At 39.2% G+C, this 18,619-nt stretch carries 17 protein-coding genes; 11 read left to right on the top strand and 6 right to left on the bottom strand.

Annotated features, from left to right (window positions below; all coding sequences use genetic code 11):
* Window positions 1–56 precede the first annotated feature (56 nt).
* Window positions 57–653 carry an LURP-one-related/scramblase family protein gene (locus tag NMS_RS13225; protein WP_041497294.1) on the bottom strand — a complete coding sequence of 199 codons (597 nt, stop codon included), beginning with the start codon at window positions 651–653 and terminating at the stop codon, window positions 57–59.
* A 162-nt stretch (window positions 654–815) separates the two neighbouring features.
* A complete protein-coding gene (locus NMS_RS13220) occupies window positions 816–3,140 on the bottom strand; it encodes an ATP-dependent helicase (RefSeq protein WP_041497292.1) in 2,325 nt (774 codons plus the stop codon).
* Window positions 3,141–3,316: 176 nt separating this feature from the next.
* On the opposite strand from NMS_RS13220, the gene NMS_RS13215 reads away from it, so the two are divergent.
* Complete coding sequence (locus NMS_RS13215) at window positions 3,317–3,835, top strand: DUF7935 family protein (protein WP_041497290.1); 519 nt, start codon at window positions 3,317–3,319, stop codon at window positions 3,833–3,835.
* A 157-nt stretch (window positions 3,836–3,992) separates the two neighbouring features.
* On the opposite strand, the gene NMS_RS13210 is transcribed toward NMS_RS13215, so the two are convergent.
* Window positions 3,993–4,472 (bottom strand): hypothetical protein, encoded by a 480-nt coding sequence (locus NMS_RS13210; protein ID WP_041497288.1) that lies wholly within the window; start codon window positions 4,470–4,472, stop codon window positions 3,993–3,995.
* A 48-nt stretch (window positions 4,473–4,520) separates the two neighbouring features.
* The gene (locus tag NMS_RS13205) at window positions 4,521–6,617 is read right to left on the bottom strand and encodes a M1 family metallopeptidase (RefSeq protein WP_041497287.1); all 2,097 of its coding nucleotides are present in this window, start codon (window positions 6,615–6,617) and stop codon (window positions 4,521–4,523) included.
* Window positions 6,618–6,731: 114 nt separating this feature from the next.
* Between NMS_RS13205 and recG the strand changes: the two genes are divergently transcribed.
* From recG to NMS_RS13160, 9 genes are all read left to right on the top strand, one after another.
* On the top strand, window positions 6,732–8,837 hold the full coding sequence (gene recG / locus NMS_RS13200) for an ATP-dependent DNA helicase RecG (protein WP_041497286.1): 2,106 nt from the start codon (window positions 6,732–6,734) through the stop codon (window positions 8,835–8,837).
* 427 nt (window positions 8,838–9,264) lie between these two features.
* A complete protein-coding gene (locus NMS_RS13195) occupies window positions 9,265–10,023 on the top strand; it encodes a DUF6090 family protein (RefSeq protein ID WP_041497285.1) in 759 nt (252 codons plus the stop codon).
* Window positions 10,024–10,048: 25 nt separating this feature from the next.
* Window positions 10,049–10,804 (top strand): DUF6090 family protein, encoded by a 756-nt coding sequence (locus NMS_RS13595; RefSeq protein WP_052476996.1) that lies wholly within the window; start codon window positions 10,049–10,051, stop codon window positions 10,802–10,804.
* Window positions 10,801–11,514, top strand: coding sequence for a DUF6090 family protein (locus NMS_RS13185; RefSeq protein WP_052476994.1), 714 nt, complete (start codon window positions 10,801–10,803; stop codon window positions 11,512–11,514). The genes NMS_RS13595 and NMS_RS13185 overlap by 4 nt, the downstream gene beginning before the upstream one ends.
* Window positions 11,507–12,232 (top strand): DUF6090 family protein, encoded by a 726-nt coding sequence (locus NMS_RS13590; protein ID WP_052476992.1) that lies wholly within the window; start codon window positions 11,507–11,509, stop codon window positions 12,230–12,232. Before NMS_RS13185 ends, NMS_RS13590 begins: the two co-directional genes overlap by 8 nt.
* Window positions 12,229–13,014: a DUF6090 family protein gene (locus NMS_RS13585; protein WP_052476990.1), complete on the top strand. Its 786-nt coding sequence runs from the start codon at window positions 12,229–12,231 to the stop codon at window positions 13,012–13,014. The genes NMS_RS13590 and NMS_RS13585 overlap by 4 nt, the downstream gene beginning before the upstream one ends.
* Window positions 13,015–13,025: 11 nt before the next feature.
* Window positions 13,026–13,784, top strand: coding sequence for a DUF6090 family protein (locus NMS_RS13580; RefSeq protein ID WP_052476988.1), 759 nt, complete (start codon window positions 13,026–13,028; stop codon window positions 13,782–13,784).
* A 271-nt stretch (window positions 13,785–14,055) separates the two neighbouring features.
* Complete coding sequence (locus NMS_RS13165) at window positions 14,056–15,153, top strand: L-dopachrome tautomerase-related protein (protein WP_041497284.1); 1,098 nt, start codon at window positions 14,056–14,058, stop codon at window positions 15,151–15,153.
* A 44-nt stretch (window positions 15,154–15,197) separates the two neighbouring features.
* Entirely contained in the window at window positions 15,198–15,917 is a 720-nt protein-coding gene (locus tag NMS_RS13160; protein ID WP_041497282.1) for a 3-ketoacyl-ACP reductase, read from the top strand.
* A gap of 102 nt (window positions 15,918–16,019) precedes the next feature.
* Here the strand turns inward: NMS_RS13160 and NMS_RS13155 are convergent, their stop codons facing one another.
* Entirely contained in the window at window positions 16,020–16,661 is a 642-nt protein-coding gene (locus tag NMS_RS13155; protein WP_041497280.1) for a hypothetical protein, read from the bottom strand.
* A 2-nt stretch (window positions 16,662–16,663) separates the two neighbouring features.
* A complete protein-coding gene (locus tag NMS_RS13150) occupies window positions 16,664–17,158 on the bottom strand; it encodes an RNA polymerase sigma factor (protein WP_041497279.1) in 495 nt (164 codons plus the stop codon).
* Window positions 17,159–17,278: 120 nt separating this feature from the next.
* On the opposite strand from NMS_RS13150, the gene NMS_RS13145 reads away from it, so the two are divergent.
* Window positions 17,279–18,592, top strand: coding sequence for an NAD(P)/FAD-dependent oxidoreductase (locus NMS_RS13145; RefSeq protein ID WP_041497278.1), 1,314 nt, complete (start codon window positions 17,279–17,281; stop codon window positions 18,590–18,592).
* Window positions 18,593–18,619 lie beyond the last annotated feature (27 nt).

Below are 18,619 nucleotides of genomic sequence, written 5' to 3'. Positions count from 1 at the left end.
AATTTGTATGGAAAACGTCTATTGTCACTGTATGGTCTCAGCTTTTGTCGTCTGGCCTATCCGCGACGGCGCTCTAAGAGTATCATCATCATCAAACCTAGCATCACTCTTTCTTTATCATCTTCTTCAATATCTACGATTTTGTTGAGCTCAAACTCTTTCCCAAAGAAGGATCCTTTTTTCTTTAATTTGACAACAATGTCACCGTTTCTATCTGTGACATTATAGGTGGGGTTAAATAGGTAACCTGTAAAAAAACCGACTACAGGGATTTCGCCAACTAGTGAGTCTGCAAGACGCGTCATCGCGCTGGCTTCTTGAACTTTATATTGTTGCTTGTCGTTTTGATCTATAATGTTATACTCTGCTTTCCACATGGATTTCCATCCTTTTCGAGCAATCTTACCTAACACTTTTCCTTGAGCGTCGTATATGCTGTAAGCGGCACTCCAGTCTAGCCATCGGTCTGCTTTAATAGTAAACAGAACCTCAGATTTACTGGTATTATTGTAAACAGTGATCGCCTCCTTAAGCTTGAACATTTTTTGCCTAACATAGGCAATGGTTTGACCGGTGGCATCCTTGGCCGTAAAATCGTTGCTTAAAGTTGTTATTCTAAAGGAGAAACGTACGGGATACTGAATATTTTGCATTCCTAGGTATGATGGTTATTGTAAATGTATGGGATAATTTCTCTTTCAAGAAATGCAGCTTAAAGAAGTTACAATCTAGCACCGTAGGCTAAGATTTAATATCTATAATCCGTTAGACATTTTCTTATCCTGTGATTTGAAATTTAAAATGGGTTTTATGTCTTATTCTACCAATTCCAATTTCGCAAACCTCAAGAGAAGCTTCTTCAATCCACCTACTTGAAATCGTATCTCCGCTTTTTTCTCACCGCCTACACCTTCAATATTTACTACCTCTCCACGTCCAAATCTGGCATGTTCCACCATCATTCCTGGTTGAAGGTCACCTTCAAATCCAGCTGGTGTGGAATTTGTCGCGGTGCTCACTGGTCTCATTTTCCTCAGCTTCCTGATTTGTTCTTCGCTGGGTTTATTCACGCTAGGGGGAGTCCCATTTCTAGGCTTAGACTGGCGTAGTTTGGATTTATCGGGTTCGTCCCACAAGTCTGCATCGAGCAGTGGCTTGTATTTGTAATCATCCATGGGAGTGGTATACTCTACATACTGATCATCAATTTCATTGATAAAGCGACTAGGTTCTGCATCTACTAATTTTCCCCAGCGGTATCGACTTAAGGTATAGGTTAGGTAAGCCTGATGTTCTGCTCTAGTAAGTGCCACATAAAACAGTCGACGCTCTTCTTCCAACTCCTCTCTAGTATTCATGCTCATCCCACTAGGGAATAAGTCTTCTTCCATTCCAACGATATATAGGTATGGAAACTCCAAACCTTTAGAAAGGTGAATAGTCATTAATGAAACGCGATCTGTATCACCTGTGTCATTGTCTAAATCTGTTGCAAGCGCTACATCTTCTAAAAATTCAGAAAGCGATCCCCTAGCATCTGCCACTTCTTTTTGCCCTTCGACAAAGTCACGCATACCATTGAGTAACTCTTCAATGTTTTCAATTCTTGAAATTCCTTCTTGGGTTCCGTCCTTTTTTAATTCCGTTAATAAGGCACTTTTTTTGATAACATATTCCGTTAACTCAAATACGTTTTGAGTTTCTTCCAGCGCTTGGAAGCTCTTAATCATCGTTACGAAATTGCGCAATTTTGTTTTTGTAGCGCCATTGATGTTGATGTCTACACGATCGATATTCTCAATAACTTCAAAAATGCTGCGGTCGTATTGTTTGGCTCCTACAATGAGTTTGTCCATGGTCGTTTGACCTATACCACGTGCTGGATAGTTGATCACCCTTTTGAGCGCTTCCTCATCTTTCGGGTTGACTACTAATCGCAAATAGGAGAGTACGTCTTTTACCTCTTTACGCTGGTAGAAACTGAGGCCGCCATAAATACGGTAGGGAATATCACGCTTTCTAAGCGCGTCTTCCATGGCTCTGGATTGCGCGTTAGTTCTATAAAGTATAGCAAACTGATCATTGCCCAGCTGGTGATTCATTTTATTTTCCCAAATACTACTCGCTACATAACGACCTTCTTCGGCATCGCTCATTAATCTATGTACAATGATTTTGGGGCCATCATTGTTAGCGGTCCAAACCACTTTATCCAACTTGGTTTTATTGTGCTCAATAATAGAATTGGCCGCCTCTACAATATTCTTGGTAGAGCGGTAATTTTGTTCCAGTCGGTAGGCCTTTACATCATCATAATCCCGCTGGAAGTTTAAGATGTTATTGATATTAGCTCCTCTAAAGGCATAAATAGATTGGGCATCATCGCCAACTACACATATATTCTGAAATTTATCTGATAGCGCCTTTACGATCAAATATTGGGAATGATTCGTATCCTGATACTCATCTACCAGAATGTATTGAAAACGGTTCTGGTATTTTGCAAGAACGTCTGGGAATCGATTTAGCAATTCATTGGTTTTCAATAATAGATCATCAAAATCCATCGCGCCAGCTTTAAAACAGCGCTCTACATACTCTTTATAAATATCACCAAACCGTGGCCTACGCGCCATCGCATCTGCTTCCTGGAGATCTGCATCAGCAAAATAAGCACGTACTGTAATCAAGCTGTTTTTGAGAGACGAGATCCTAGAGAAAATCTGTTTGTACTTATAAACATCCTTATCCAGTCCCATTTCCTTGATGATCGCACTCGTCAATCGTTGAGAATCTTGAGAATCGTAAATCGTAAAGTTAGAAGGGTAGCCTAATTTATCAGCTTCCATGCGCAGCAAACGAGCAAAAACGGAGTGGAAAGTTCCCATCCACAAGTTCTTGGATTCGCTTACCCCTACAATATCTGCAATACGTTTTTTCATCTCCCGCGCCGCCTTATTAGTAAAGGTCAGCGATAGTATATTGAATGGATCGACGCCTTGTTGCATGAGATAGGCAATGCGCAAGGTTAGTACTCTGGTTTTACCTGAACCAGCGCCTGCGATAACGATCATTGGGCCTTCTTTTTGCAGCACGGGAAGGCGCTGCGCTTCATTTAATTGGGATAAATAATCTTCCAAAATCTACTTCATTTTCTAGTCTTTAAAGATACGGTTTGAGGGTTGTTCGCTTTCGCGAAAGCGAACTAAATACCAGCATTTTTTCAACATTGAGATTCAAAATAGGATTGAAATTTTGAGGCGCACTTGAGTGTCATAACGTATTTTAGCAACACATTGAATTTTTTACAGAACGAATGAATCAGTCTACAACCCAAATTCTCATCGCATTCCTACCGGCTCTCATTGTTGGATTAATAGCTTACCTGCTGATTAAGGCCTTTTTAGACAATGAGGAAAAACGCCGCATCTTTCTTGCTTCAAAATCGTTGAAGCCCAAAACTTTACCCATGCGCATGGCAGCCTACGAGCGGTTGACCTTATTTCTAGAGCGCATGAAACCTAATAGTCTATTAGTAAGAACAAATACGGGTAGTTTAAGTAAATCAGCATATGAATCTATGCTGGTCGCCACGATCGAGCAGGAGTTTGAGCATAATGTAGCCCAACAGATTTACTTCACAGAAGAATGCTGGAATGTCATACGGGCTGCAAAAAACACGACCATTCAAAAAATACGTCAGGTAGGAATGAGCAACAAATCAACAACTGCTGAAGAACTGCGGGCTCAAATTATCAATGAGTTTATGGAAAGCCTGGCGCCTAGTGAGACGGCCTTGAGTTATGTGCGCAAAGAAGTTAGGGAGTTGTTTTAGGTTTTAGGCATGAGGCATGAGGACTAGGATATTTGGGAGGCGCTTGCTCAAGCGAAGTCGTGAGTTATCTCATATTAAAACCCAACAATGAATCTCTCTAAATAAGTTTTGACTTCTAGTTAAGAGCTGTGCCTATACTCAATTTTATTGCTATCTCTCATCCTTTTAAACCACCATCGATAACCGATTTTATTCTTTTAATTCGAAGATCCAAACTGTCTTTGTTTAAGGACTCTTCAATTGAAAAAGTGGTGTCAACCACTTTTCCTAAACTATCTTTTTCATACTTAGGGTAATATCTCTGATCAAAAATCATTCGGCTATTTTCTGGGTCTATGGCTGAATATTTAATCTTATACCAGTTTCCAATTTCAATGTTCTGTGAATGGTAACCTACACTAGTTCCTGTATAGTTATTCCCATTGATTTGGAAATAATAATGATAATTTCTTTTGCTATGTTGCTTATGTATAGAGTTGAAACGAGTAACCACTCCGTAAGCATAAGCTTGATTGTAATCAAAGTCTTGCTCTTCTTTAAGATGAAAAAAAAGTCCCCAAATAAAGAACGGAATTATCAGTACCCAATAAAATTTGGATATCAGCTCTTTAATTTTAGAACCTATCTTAGGTAACATTACTTAAATTATAATTTCTGAACACAAAATTGTATTCAAGTTCAACCTCTACAAATCTGTCACCAACTTCAATTTCTCCTGCTCCGCAGGAGTGAGTAATTCAACCACTTCATCCATAAGCGCTCTGCGCTTTTCTTGAGCATACTGCTCATTGACTAATTTACGGGCATACTCATAAAACCTATAATTATGATGCAGTGCAGCTTGATATAAATCCAGATAGTTTTGATCGTCCAGATAATCTAAAGCGACCAAATAATCAAAAGCCACTTGCCTGGTCTCTGTTGAGAACGATGGTCTAGTATATTCTTGAAGTTCTTGTAGAAACTTCTTGCGCTCTGTTTTAGTGTAACCTTCTGTGTTGATGGCTAATGCGAGCCATGCGAGATCGAAGCTCTCGTTAGTTTGTTTCCAAGCCTTTTTTGCCGTTTCTAACAATCGCTTTTTATCTCCCGCAGCATTCCATAGTAAAACCAAGCTTTGCTCTCTGGTGACATAGGAATTGTCAGTCAAAAAGCTACTGATCATGGATTTGTTATTGTCATTTACCTCGGTAGTGGTCAAAGCAATCAACTGGCGTATTTCAAGATTATTCAAGGCAGCGGCTTGTTCTAAAAGCTTATATTTTCTTGCGTCATCGTGAAGGCTCAATTGCCCTACCATTTCTAGAACTGCTTCTTTTTGTACCGGTTGTTTCAAGGTTTCTTTATAGCTGTTGTAAGCTTCATCAAATGTTGAGATGCGTCTTGCTAATAACTGCAGATACGCCTCCATAAACAAATCCTTGCGCAACAACCTCAATGCTTCTTCACTAGGGAATTGTTTGTTGGTAAGCCATAAGGCTTTATAATCGGTCAGGTCTTTTCCAGATTGATCAGCAACTATTTTTAGTAAATCATCTGTTGTTGCATTTTCAAAGGCATACTTTTTTAAAAAGACTTTAATGCTATTTTTAAATACGACATCACCTACTAAATCTCTCAAGGCATGAATAGCCCAAGCGCCATGCTGGTAGAAAGTCAGCGAGCTAGCATTAGGATCCATCAGGGCAGTGGTGTTTCCCGACTGATTTTGATCATTCAGCAATTCCGCTTGTTCATAGAGGTTCACATAATAATGCACATCGCCATAAAGTGCGCGTTCGGCTAGAAGCGCATAATAGGTCGCAAAACCTTCCTGCAGCCAGTGGTGTGTTCCAGACTCCTCAGTCACTAGATCGCCAAACCATTGGTGTGCCAGTTCATGCGCATTCACGTTCACATAGCTGCGATCCAAAGCACCTATCTCGTCCTGTACAAACTGATCACTAAATATCGTTGCGCTCGTATTTTCCATTCCAGCATACAAAAAGTCTTTCACCGGAATCTGCTTATAAACCTCCCATGGATACCCGATGCCGATTTCCTTCTCCAAAAAATCAAAAATCTGTCGAGAATGCTGGTATGTGCTCGCTACCTTAGAACTGTCTTGCGGGTAGTAATAAAAATCTAGTGGAATTCCTGTACTAGAAACTTGGCTAGAAACCTGATAATCGCCTACCACAACTGCCACTAAATAGCTGGACATAGGCTGGGACATGTCAAAATTCCATTGGATTCCACTGCTTTCCGTTGATTTTGATATTAATTTTCCATTTGATATCACAGTAAATTCGGCAGGAGCAGTAATACTGATATCCCATTCCATCTTTTCATTCATATCGTCAATACTGGGCAGCCAGTTGCTGGTATATTTCCCTTGACCTTGCGTCCAGGCTTGATCCCATCGCTTATCCGCATCTGTATCTATAAAATAAAGAGCCTTGTTCGGTTGACTTTTGAATGTAATGGTAACGGTGGCTTTTTCGCTTTCGCGAAAGCGAGCTCTCAACAACAACCCTGCATCATCAGTTGTACCCTTAATATCAGGGTGACTTGTGGAGCTTACGGAATATTCCAACAGATTATTAGCATCGATATGAACTTGATCTGTAGCTTTTAAAATGTCAATCTCAAAACTAATGCTCCCCACAACTAGTTCACTGGAAGGGTCAAAACTCACGTCCACCGCAGCTCGCTTAAAATCAACGCTGGGTTGATCGATTCCTTGAGCACTGGAAATGAGTGCGGATAAAAAAGTAAGATAGATAAAAAAGAGTCGAGTCATAGGCCTGCCAAAATACAAAATCAGTATGCAATCTGTGACTAGGATCGTGCCATAAAGTTTAGTCCTTGACAATTGGCTGCGGCAATGCTACCTTTGAGCACTAACTGCTCACATGTGCCGGTAAACTTTTTAACTACACCTATAGACTACCTTTCAGGAGTTGGGCCTTCTCGTGCGGAATTGTTGCGAAAGGAATTGGGTATTATGACGTACGGTGATTTGGCAAATTTTTTCCCAAATCGATACGTCGACCGCACGCAATTTCACAAAATCAATCAGCTCGTTCCCGAAACCGCACAAGTACAGATTGTAGGAAAATTAATGAGCATTTCTACGGCAGGAGCAGGAAAGGCCACCCGATTAGTAGCCACTCTGGCCGACGATACAGGTAGGATGGAACTGGTCTGGTTCAAAGGGCAAAAGTATTTCAAGGAAAGTCTAAAAGTGAATGAGGTCTATGTAGTGTATGGGAAAGTCTCGCGCTATGGAGCCATGTACAGCATTGCCCATCCTGATGTAGAGCTGTTAAAAGAATATCGAGGTCGCCAGCAAAACTCCATGACGCCCATTTATCCGTCCACGGAAATGCTGACAAAGCGACATTTAACTAACAAATATTTTGTCCGATTGATGCGGCAACTGTTCTCTGAAATCAAAGCCGCATTTGTAGAAACGCTTCCTGACGATGTGATGCGCGATCAGCAATTGATTACCAAAAATGCGGCGATGCAGGAAATTCATTTCCCGTCCAGCACTAATGGGTTGCAAGCTGCCTTAAAGCGATTGAAGTTTGAAGAATTGTTTTTCATACAGCTCGAATTATTATTACAAAACCGAATCAGGAAAACTCAGATCAAAAGTTTTGCTTTTGAAATTGTGGGCGATCATTTTAATAATTTCTACAATTTTAATTTGCCGTTTGAATTGACTGGCGCTCAAAAACGAGTAGTCAAGGAAATTAGGGCAGACATGGCTAACGGTGCCCATATGAACCGGTTATTGCAAGGCGATGTAGGTTCAGGAAAAACTATCGTTGCTGTATTGACTTGTTTACTAGCTATTGATAATGGTTTTCAAGCCTGCATCATGGCGCCAACCGAGATCCTTGCACAACAACACATGGCTGGCGTTTCAGAATTACTGGCGCCTACGGGTTTAAGGGTGGCACTATTAACAGGATCAGTAAAAACAAAAGCACGCCGAATCATTCACGAGGCACTGGAAGATGGAAGTCTGGATATCTTGATAGGAACGCATGCGTTGATTGAAGACAAGGTGAAGTTTTTGAATCTTGGAGTAGCGATTGTAGACGAGCAACACCGTTTTGGCGTTGCACAACGTGCCAAGCTTTGGAAGAAAAACAAACTACCACCACATGTGTTGGTCATGACTGCAACGCCCATCCCACGGACCTTAGCGATGAGTTTGTACGGAGATTTGGATATCTCTGTGATTGATGAATTACCGCCTGGTCGCAAAGAGATCAAGACCGTGCATCGCTATGACAAGAATAGGCTGGGGGTTTTCTCCTTCATCAAAGAAGAAATTCAAAAAGGCCGGCAGATTTATATTGTGTATCCGTTGATCCAGGAATCGGAAACGCTGGACTACAAAGATTTAATGGACGGTTATGAAAGCATCGTTCGTGAATTTCCAATGCCTCAATATCAAGTCAGCATTGTTCACGGCCAGATGAAGTCAGAAGACAAGGATTATGAGATGCAACGCTTTGTAGAAGGAAAGACGCAAATTATGGTAGCGACTACCGTAATTGAGGTAGGCGTGAATGTTCCTAATGCTAGTGTGATGATTATTGAGAGTGCAGAGCGTTTTGGCTTGTCACAACTCCACCAGCTGCGAGGTAGGGTAGGTCGTGGCGCAGATCAAAGTTTTTGCATTTTAATGACCGGTCACAAATTAAGTGCAGAAGCCAAGACGAGACTAGAAACCATGGTAGAAACCACAGACGGATTCAAAATCGCTGAGGTAGACCTCAAACTGCGCGGTCCAGGCGACATCATGGGAACCCGACAAAGCGGTGTTATGGAATTGCGCATTGCAGACATTGTAAAGGACAATGAGTTACTCGCAGTTGCCAGAAACGCCGCCATCAACTTCTTGCAGGAAGATCCAGCTATAGGAATGGAAAAGAACATCAACGTGCGCCGAGTCATGGCACACTTGCAAAGCAGGAAAGGCTTGTGGAAATACATCAGTTGACATCGTCAATTCTCGATTTGCTTTCGTAAATATTATTGCCGATTGCGAATTCAAGTAGAGCCACATTTCGAGAGCCTCAATGCTCGTTTTCTTGTACAATTTGAGGGCTGAGGCACTCGAATCCAGGGTTGCCATTTCAATCTCAAACAAACCCAGCCGCTTCAAAAACCTCAAACTACTGTCATGCTGGATTCATTTCAGCATCTATCGTCATGATTGTCAGCTTTTGAGCATACCATTGAAAATGTAATAATACTGGTAGGCTATATTATTATACTGACAGAGTCGGTAAGATCCTGAAATGAATGCAGGTTTATAGGGGAAACCCGATTTTAATGTTCGCCAGAGATCAATTATATTAAAATTGGTTGTAGTTTAAACTACTGAAATACTTTAAGTTATAAGCTTATTAACGTTTTTTTAACCAATGATAAACTTCTTAAAAAAAATCCGTAAAGGCTTTCTTACAACTGGTAGAACAACCAAGTATTTGACCTATGCCATAGGTGAAATCATTCTCGTGGTTATTGGGATTTTGATTGCTTTGGCGATAAATAATGCCAGTGAAACTCGCAAAGAGCAAAAGCTAGAACAACAACTCATCACCAGACTACATAAAGAGTATCAAGAGAATAAAGACTTGTTGACAAAAAGAGTAATCGTGCTTATTCAAAGCGAGGATGCGTCCTTAAGAATCATGAACTTAATGAATAAGGACATCTCTCAAGTTGAAACAAATACAATTGATAGTCTTTTGTTTCACACGATTGAATATTCTGCTTATAATCCGTTAAGTACCACATTGACAGAGGTTACACAGACGGGAAAATTAGACCTTATTTCTAACCAAAAACTAAAGGATCTCCTAGGTCAATGGAGCATTCAATACAACCACCACCAAGGAACTTTTAGGGTATTCGAAAAATGGGTGGAAGACGGGATTTTACCCTATTTAACTAAAAATATTGCATCGAAAAATGTGGGCCGTTTTGGTCAACTTCAGTGGAAAGAAATTTCTGAATTTGAAAGTGATTACAACGTCATTCTAAAAGATCGGGAGTTTGAAAATATTATGGATAATCACCTGTACCATAATGGTTTACTTATTAGTGAATATCAAAACCTCGATAACATCATTGACCAGATTTTAATATTGACAAAAGAAGATTCTCCAGCCGATCAGTAAACAGATTTTTTTTACAATAAAACCAATGATAAAATTCTTTAGAAAATTACGATGGAGTTCGCTTTCGCGAAAGCGAATACCCAAATACTTACTCTATGCTACGGGAGAAATCCTGCTGGTTGTGATAGGAATTCTTATTGCTCTTCAGGTGAATGACTGGAATGAAAACCTGAAAAACGATAACAAAGAGCAGCTCATACTCAAAGACCTTCATCTGGAGTTTCAAAAAAATAAAGAAAAACTACAATCTGTTATACAGCATCATCAGGAAATTGTTGATGCCACCACTCAGGTTTTAAATCTGGTTGGTCAGCCTGAAGCTGCTATTTTACAGCATAACATTGATAGCTTGCTATATATTACCATAGATCACTATGATTTCAGCCCAAATGAATCGGCAATATCGGAGTTGATTTCATCGGGAAAACTAAACTTAATAACCTCAGACAACTTACGCTTGCTGATTTTTGAATGGGTGAGTGCCGTGGAAGAAAAAACAGAGGGTTATGAAACCATGGACGAAATGAGTCAAACCCTAACCCTTCCTTATATTACTAAAAATGGATCTATGAAAGATATTGACCAGTTTGGGATTGTAAAAATTGGGCACTCAAAATTCGAAGCTGTCAATTATAAACTTTTTAAGGAAAGAGAATTTGAAAACCATATGGATAACCAGGTCTGGGGAGTTACCAATTACCTATTGAAACTGAAACGTCTGGAAATAATCATTAACGATATTGTCAGGTTTACCAATACAGAAACTCCGACTCAAAAATGATAAAATTCTTCCGCACCATCCGTAAAAACCTCATAGAGCAATCCAAAGTTCGCAACTACTTTTTTTATGCCATCGGCGAAATCTTTCTGGTGGTTATAGGTATTTTAATTGCGCTGCAAATCAACAACTGGAATGAAGAAAAAAAGAGTTCAAAGTTTGAAAGTGAAATTTTAAAGTTGATCAGTCAGAATCTTGAAAGGGATTCGGTAATGATAAGCATTGAACTGAAAAAGGCTCTAACTGCCACGGCACTTACCGACCGGGTCTTAAAAGCGGCAAAAGAAAAAACCTATAGTGATAGTATTCCATTCTGGCTCGGGAAGATAATAACCTTCGAACGGTTTCAGTCCCAGTCAAGTGGCTACGAAGTTCTAAAATCAAAGGGTTTTGATGTTATAAAGAACAAAAATCTTCAAACAGATCTCATTTCGTATTACGATTCTGACCTGTTTAATATGTCTCAAGGTCTTAATGATGTATTGGGCGCTTTTAATACAGACTGGATTCCGATTTTAAAATCTGAGTTTTCAGATTTCCGCTGGATGGAATATGCAGAACCAAGAGATTATAAATTGTTTTTTAATAACCAAACTCACCTGATGCAGTTTAAACTTTATCAGGATAACCGCGAAGGATCAATAGATAAAATGGTTCTGGCACTGGACAAGATTGCAATCATAAAATCACAAATAGATCTGGCTAATGATTAAATTCTTTAGAAAAATCCGTAAAAACCTTTTGAATGAAGGGAAGACTACCAAGTATTTTAAATATGCTATTGGTGAGATTGTGTTAGTAGTTATAGGTATTCTTATAGCCCTTCAAATCAACAACTGGAACCAGGAATACCAAGAGAGAAATGCAGAAAAAAAGGTTATAGCAGACTTAAAAGCTAGTCTCATTAATACAGAAAGCCAACTGGGAGATTTAATCTTAATTTATAAAAGTAATCTTGAAAGGATGAACTATGTGGTAGATCAGCTAAACTCTAGGCGCCCACTGGATGATGAACTTAAAATGAGTTTTCATCACATAGAATCTTATCCTGAACCTTTGTTTGAGATAGGGGTTTATGATAATTTCAAAATTAACTCACTACAACTCATTAAAAATGATCGTCTCAAAACGGCTATCATCCAATTTTATGAGGCACAGCTACCCTCTATAGGCCACAAACTGAGCAATAATATGGAGTCAGTTGTAATAACTTCGCTTATGCCGCTTAATGTTCAAAACTTTTCATACGGTGATAATGCCATGATGACGCCTAACGATTATGAGCGTTTATTAAATAACCAGCAGTATTTCAATGCGATCAGTTACATGAGCGCAATTAAAGAATTTGCTTTAAGCGAAATTCAGCGAGTCCTGGAAACAGTTAAATTTCTTATTGACGATGTAGTGACCTATCAAAATCAAATTGAATGATAAAATTCTTCCGCAACATCCGTAAAAACCTTCTTAAGGAAGGTAAAACCACTAGGTATTTCAAATATGCCATTGGTGAGATTGTGCTTGTGGTTATTGGGATATTGATTGCATTGAGCATTAATAATTGGAATGAGGAACGTAAAGCACGTGCTATAGAGCAAAAAATATTAGTGGAGCTTCAAATCCAGTTTAAGGATAATCTTGTTCAATTAGAAAATAAGATATACCAACGCAAAATCATTATTAAAAATTCAAACAGAGCGCTTGAATTGATGGATAATAAAACGATAGTAGCTATGGATACGCTCACGACAATTTTAAGCCCACTTATACTCTGCCCTACTTTTGATCCCGTCGATAACGAAATAATGACTGCAGAAAACCTACAATTGATTCAAAACGATTCGTTACGGTATTATCTCACCACATTTTCATCGGGTATTGTTGATTTTAAAGATCAAGAATCAGAATGGGTGGATATATACCGAAACATCATCATAGAGCATTTTATTGATTTAGGAATTACCCGGAATATAAACGTCAGTTTTTTCTTAAGACCTGAGAATCTTTCTTACGTAGTTGATAAGACTTTAATAGAAGATATTCAAATGACAGGTTCTAAAAACTTACCCGCGGTGGAGGAGATATTGGCTGATAAAAAGCTAAAGGGAATTTTGGCTAATGCGGTAGGGCTCAATATTAGTCTTAATTGGGATTCTGAAGGGTACAGAAAAAATATCATTACCATTTTAGAATTAATTGAAAATGAAATTGAATAAAATTATTATCAATGATCAAACTCTTTAGAAACATCCGCAAAAACCTTCTCAACGATGGTGAAACAACCAAATATTTCAAATATGCGGTTGGCGAGATCGTCCTTGTAGTCATAGGAATATTAATTGCGTTGCAGATTAATAATTGGAATGAGGATAGAAAGGATAAAGCGATTGTACAAGATGTATTGAAAAATATACGTTACGATCTGGTGGCAGACACGGTTGCTTACGCGGGAATGCTTAAACAAATTCCTATAGCTATGGATCCTTCTAGAGAATTATTGAATGGCACCTTCCAGGATACGATAAGTGCAAATGCCTTATTCGAAAAACTACCTTATTATTCTTTTGCACATGTGGTTAAAAATCAAAGCTATGAAAAGGTCATTAATGCCGGTATCACAGACTTCTTTGAATTCAATTCGCTTTTTGATGATATCAATACTTACTATACAACTGATTCAAATCGGTATAATCAAGTGATCAAGTGGGACGATGAGGACACCTCTAAGGATGGCGTACGCTGGCTTGATATGAATTATGAAGTTGATGTTTATCAGGACACGTTTTATACTGAAAACGAGATCAAAATGGAACAGTCAGAAGAGGATCGTAAGATTGCCTTTTTAGAGCAATTAAAGCAACCTGCTATAAGAAATTCTATTAAGATGAATATCTATCGCAAAATGAGATTAAAAGAAGATTTTCAGAAAATGAAACAAAAGGCAACAAGCATCATTCAGAAAATTGATGAAGAATTAAAGGAATAAATCAATCGTATAAAATCATAACCAACTAATTATCGATGATTAAAATTTTCAGAAAATTACGATGGAGTTGGCTTTCGCGAAAGCGATTACAAGAATTTTTAGTAATTCCTTAGGCTGGTCAAATATCTAGTTTCCCAACTACAGTCATCTTCAGATTTATGAAGGCTTTAGGAGCTCATAGCTCCATCACCTTTTAACTTTGGTTTCTCTTTGATCAGCAAGCGTATAGCGCTATTGGTATATAGAGCAAAGGCCTTTTAGAATTCAACCTATGACCACATTTATTAAAAATATCTTTGTATCGCTATTATTGGTGACCTTTCTGAATTCCTGTAAGGAAAACACGTCTGCCACAATACCACTAGAAAATTCTCAACCAGCAGATTCACTTTCACAACCGGTTACTCAAGTAGCGAGCTTCACAGGACAACAAGTCACGGGAGTTACAGTGAGTGATGACGGCCGCATATTTGTCAATTTTCCTAGATGGCGTAAGGGTGTGGAAAACTCTGTAATTGAAATTAAGGCAGATCAGTCCTTGAAAAGTTATCCTAATGATTCATGGAATGCTTGGGAAATAGGACAACCTACACAACAAGATCAATTTGTAGGGGTACAATCTGTGATAGCTTTTGAGAATGAATTATACATTATCGATACTAGAAGCGTCCTTTTTCAAGAAGTTCTGGATGCACCTCGTATCTATGTTTTTGATCTTGAGACAGACAACTTGAAGAAAACCTACACCTTAGGTACTTCCAGTTATTTTCCAGATTCATACATCAACGATTTACGGGTGGATCCCATTAAGAACCTGATTTACCTTACGGATTCTGGCCACGCAGGATTGATCGTTTTAGATCGTGAGACCGGAGCTTCTAGAAGAATTTTAAACGAGCATCAATCCACCAAGGCAGAGCAGTCTTATCTCACCTTTGATAATCAAAAATGGAAAGGCACTATTCATTCAGACGGTATTGCACTGGATGCAATCAATAATCGTTTGTATTATCATGCACTCACAGCTTACAGTCTTTATTCTATATCAACAGATGATTTGCTGACTAAAAGTGAAAAGGCTATCGAGCAAAGTGTGGTTTATGAAGGTAAAACTGCAGCGCCAGATGGAATGATTTTGGACAGTAATGGAAATCTATATTTTGCAGATTTAGAGAACAATAAAATTCAATATAGAAAACCAGACGGCACCATCCATACATTAGTAGAAGGCGATCAGGTAAGCTGGGCAGATACATTCAGTATCTACAACAATGAATTATACTACACCAACTCAAGGATCAATGAGGCCACTGGCGATATTTCAGATATGACCTTTACCCTCAATAAAACCCCATTGCCAGGTAATTAGAAGCTTGATTAAATCATTTATTTATATAAAAGTCAAAATCAGATATGAGTCATCTTAAAAATAAAAAAGCCATCATTACAGGTGGTAGTAGAGGATTAGGTAAAGCAACGGCTATCGCTTTCGCGAAAGAAGGGATCGATGTAGCCGTAACAGGAAGAGATGAAGCTGCACTACAAGAAACTGTCAAGCAACTGGAGCAGCTAGGTGTTAAAGCCTACTATGCAGCATTTGATTTGAGTAATTATGAAGAGGTGCAAAGCAGTGTAAGTGATATTATCAGTAAGCTTGGGTCAGTAGATATTTTAGTCAACAATGCAGGAATCGCAGCATTTGGTTCCTTTCAAGATATGGAAGTAGCCCAGTGGTCGCAAATCATACAGACGAACGTTATGGGGATATATTACATGACAAAAGAGGTGCTGCCTCATCTTATTAAAAAAAACGAAGGCGATATCATCAATGTTAGTTCCACCGCAGGACTGTCTGGTAATGCCAATACATCAGCTTACTCCGCGTCAAAATTTGCGGTTATTGGAATGTCAGAATCCCTGATGAAAGAAGTGCGTAAAGACAACATTCGTGTATGCACGCTTACTCCCAGTACTATTGTTACAGACATGACGGTAGAATTAGGAATAGCCGACAAAGACTCAGAGGATAGTGTTCTACAACCAGAGGATTTTGCACAACTTATAGTTGCTGGATTAAAGTTGCCACGCCGTGCCATGATGAAGAGCGCTGCCTTGTGGTCTACAAATCCATAGCAGTATGAGAATTTTGAACTGTGATTTTAAATCAATAGGTTTTTTCAATTGCTTATTGATACCATCGTTTAGGAATGAAATGGATGACGTTTGATCATGAGATCAAACTTCCATCTTCTTCAATTCCTGATAATTCCTTTTCAGCTTTCTTAAAAGTATCCCGTAAATCAAGCTATACACACCGTAAAGCAATCCGCAGAAGACCGCAAAGAAAAGAACCATAATCGTGATGTATTTAGCCATAAAACTCACCTTATGCTCTTGAAATTCTACCGACTCTAACATAGGCGTCATAGACGGATCGTTGAATAGCACAAGAATAGCCGCTAGAGTTCCAAAAACCATTACATATATTAGGTTGAACCATATATAATACCTCATGGTACGCCTGGTCTTGAGAATATTTTTCATCAACATTCGGGCCGGCTGGTCTGCAGAAATGTTCTTGTAATTCATCCAGAACTTGTAGATAAAGAACAAGATGACCACATAGCTCAATAAATACGAGCCTATGTACAAGTTACCACCTAAAATCTGAATGTATTTATCGTGTTGATCGCTATCCATCATCAGTATGTTGACCAGGGTCAAGAGAACAAACTCCGCAATACCTATATAAAAAATCCACTTAACAATGCTGCTGGATTTCTTAGCGATCAAGCCTGTGAGCTGATCTTTGGAATACTGCGGGAAATCGCTTTTTTGCGACTGCCATTTTGCTTTTAAAATATCTAATTGATCCATGTTTATGGATTTATAATGTTCGTTAACTTCGTCTTGATCCTGTTCATCTTTACTCGTGCATTCACCTCGCTGATCCCCAGCGTTTCTGCTATTTCTCTGTAATTTTTATCCTCTAGATAGAGAAAAACAAGCGCCTTTTCAATATCATTCAATTGCTTGACTGCCCCATAGAGAAGCGTCAATTGCTCCATAGTTTCATCATCTTCTGTCGTGTCTTCAATTTTAAATTCAACAGTCTCGTAGCGTTGAGTCTGCACCCTGCGTTTAGACTTACGATACAAAGTGATCGCTGTATTTAAAGCAACACGATACATCCATGTAGAAAACTTTGAATCACCCCTAAATTTTGGGTAAGCCTTCCATAGCTGGATCGTCACTTCTTGAAACAGATCGTTATGCGCATCTTGATTATCCGTGTAGAGTCTACAAATTTTATGGACAATGTTTTGATTTGCTTCTAACTGTTCAACAAATTCTTTTTCTTGATCAGTACTCACTAGTTTGGTTTGGTTAAAAGATTAGTATCTGGATCTAGCGATCTGTTACAAGGTTATGAAAAGATTGTTAAGCGGCAGTGCTTATTGGTGTTCATGCTTTAATTTTATGCAAAAACCAACATGCAAATTCCCACCAGTCCACACCCTCGTATCGTCATAGTAGGAGGAGGTTTTGGCGGTGTTACGCTTTCGCGAAAGCTTACAGAACACAAATTTCAAGTAGTATTACTAGATCGGCACAACTACCACACCTTTCAACCACTATTGTATCAAGTGGCCACCAGCGGCTTAGAACCTGACTCTATCGCGTTTCCTTTGCGAAGTATTGTAGATGAAAATCAGGATTATTTATTCCGCTTGACGGAAGTGGAGCAGGTGAACATAAAAGAAAATTATGTAACCACCAGCATCGGCGATATCTCTTACGATCATTTGATTATTGCTACCGGGACTAAAACGAATTTCTTCGGGAATGATCAGATTGAAAAAAATGCCCTGTCCATGAAGTCTGTTCCAGAATCACTGGACATACGTAGCTTGATGCTTCAAAACCTAGAAAAAGCCACCATTACAGATGACCCTAAGGAGCAGCAAAAGCTCATGCGCATCATTATGTCTGGTGCTGGCCCTACAGGCGTAGAATTATCTGGAGCTTTTGCCGAGTTCAAAAATGGAGTTCTTGAAAATGATTACCCAGATCTTAATCCAGATTTCATGGAAATCCATCTGTTGGATGGTGAAGATCGAGTGTTGTCTGCTTTCAGTAAAAAAGCTTCCGCGAAAGCGGAAAAATACCTGAAAGAATTGGGAGTACAAATCCATTTGAATGAATTAGTGACGGATTATAACGATGACATTGTGAGCACTAAAAGCGGGATGGAGTTGGAAACCGCCACCTTTATATGGAGTGCTGGCGTTACAGGTGCTCACCCAAAGGGGTTTTCAGAAACCGCAATATCAGAAAAGGGCAATCGTCTGATAGTGGATCGTTTCAATAAAGTGAAAGGCACTGATAATGTGTATGCTGTAGGTGATATTGCTCAAATGAAGACAGATGATTTCCCTCACGGGCATCCTCAAGTAGCACAACCTGCCATACAGCAAGGGAAAAACCTAGCAAAGAATCTCATAAGGATGTCTGAGGGCAAAGAAATGAAGCCGTTCTCTTATTTTGACAAAGGATCGATGGCTACCGTGGGTCGTAATCGAGCGGTAGCAGATATAGGTAAGTTCACTTTGGGAGGATTCATGGCTTGGTTCGCTTGGTTGGGAGTGCATTTGTACTTTCTGGTAGGAGTTCGCAACCGGATTGTGGTGTTCTTGAATTGGACTTATAACTATTTCAATTTTGATAGAGCAGCACGTTTGATCATTAGACCCTATAAAAAGAGCAATCAAGAGCCTAAACCGGTAAGCGAAATTGCCGATTCATAGAGGTCATCTAGCTCTCCTTTGCTATCT

Source organism: Nonlabens marinus S1-08, assembly GCF_000831385.1.
GTDB classification, from domain to species: Bacteria; Bacteroidota; Bacteroidia; order Flavobacteriales; family Flavobacteriaceae; genus Nonlabens; species Nonlabens marinus.
This window is presented reverse-complemented; position numbering and strand designations above follow the sequence as displayed.

Excerpts from the sequence above, each read along its gene's own strand:
- NMS_RS13225 (WP_041497294.1), bottom strand. The coding sequence starts at position 653 with ATGCAAAATATTCAGTATCCCGTACGTTTCTCCTTTAGAATAACAACT.
- NMS_RS13215 (WP_041497290.1), top strand. The coding sequence starts at position 3,317 with ATGAATCAGTCTACAACCCAAATTCTCATCGCATTCCTACCGGCTCTC.
- NMS_RS13210 (WP_041497288.1), bottom strand. The coding sequence starts at position 4,472 with ATGTTACCTAAGATAGGTTCTAAAATTAAAGAGCTGATATCCAAATTT.
- NMS_RS13205 (WP_041497287.1), bottom strand. The coding sequence starts at position 6,617 with ATGACTCGACTCTTTTTTATCTATCTTACTTTTTTATCCGCACTCATT.
- NMS_RS13195 (WP_041497285.1), top strand. The coding sequence starts at position 9,265 with ATGATAAACTTCTTAAAAAAAATCCGTAAAGGCTTTCTTACAACTGGT.
- NMS_RS13595 (WP_052476996.1), top strand. The coding sequence starts at position 10,049 with ATGATAAAATTCTTTAGAAAATTACGATGGAGTTCGCTTTCGCGAAAG.
- NMS_RS13185 (WP_052476994.1), top strand. The coding sequence starts at position 10,801 with ATGATAAAATTCTTCCGCACCATCCGTAAAAACCTCATAGAGCAATCC.
- NMS_RS13590 (WP_052476992.1), top strand. The coding sequence starts at position 11,507 with ATGATTAAATTCTTTAGAAAAATCCGTAAAAACCTTTTGAATGAAGGG.
- NMS_RS13585 (WP_052476990.1), top strand. The coding sequence starts at position 12,229 with ATGATAAAATTCTTCCGCAACATCCGTAAAAACCTTCTTAAGGAAGGT.
- NMS_RS13580 (WP_052476988.1), top strand. The coding sequence starts at position 13,026 with ATGATCAAACTCTTTAGAAACATCCGCAAAAACCTTCTCAACGATGGT.
- NMS_RS13165 (WP_041497284.1), top strand. The coding sequence starts at position 14,056 with ATGACCACATTTATTAAAAATATCTTTGTATCGCTATTATTGGTGACC.
- NMS_RS13160 (WP_041497282.1), top strand. The coding sequence starts at position 15,198 with ATGAGTCATCTTAAAAATAAAAAAGCCATCATTACAGGTGGTAGTAGA.
- NMS_RS13155 (WP_041497280.1), bottom strand. The coding sequence starts at position 16,661 with ATGGATCAATTAGATATTTTAAAAGCAAAATGGCAGTCGCAAAAAAGC.
- NMS_RS13145 (WP_041497278.1), top strand. The coding sequence starts at position 17,279 with ATGCAAATTCCCACCAGTCCACACCCTCGTATCGTCATAGTAGGAGGA.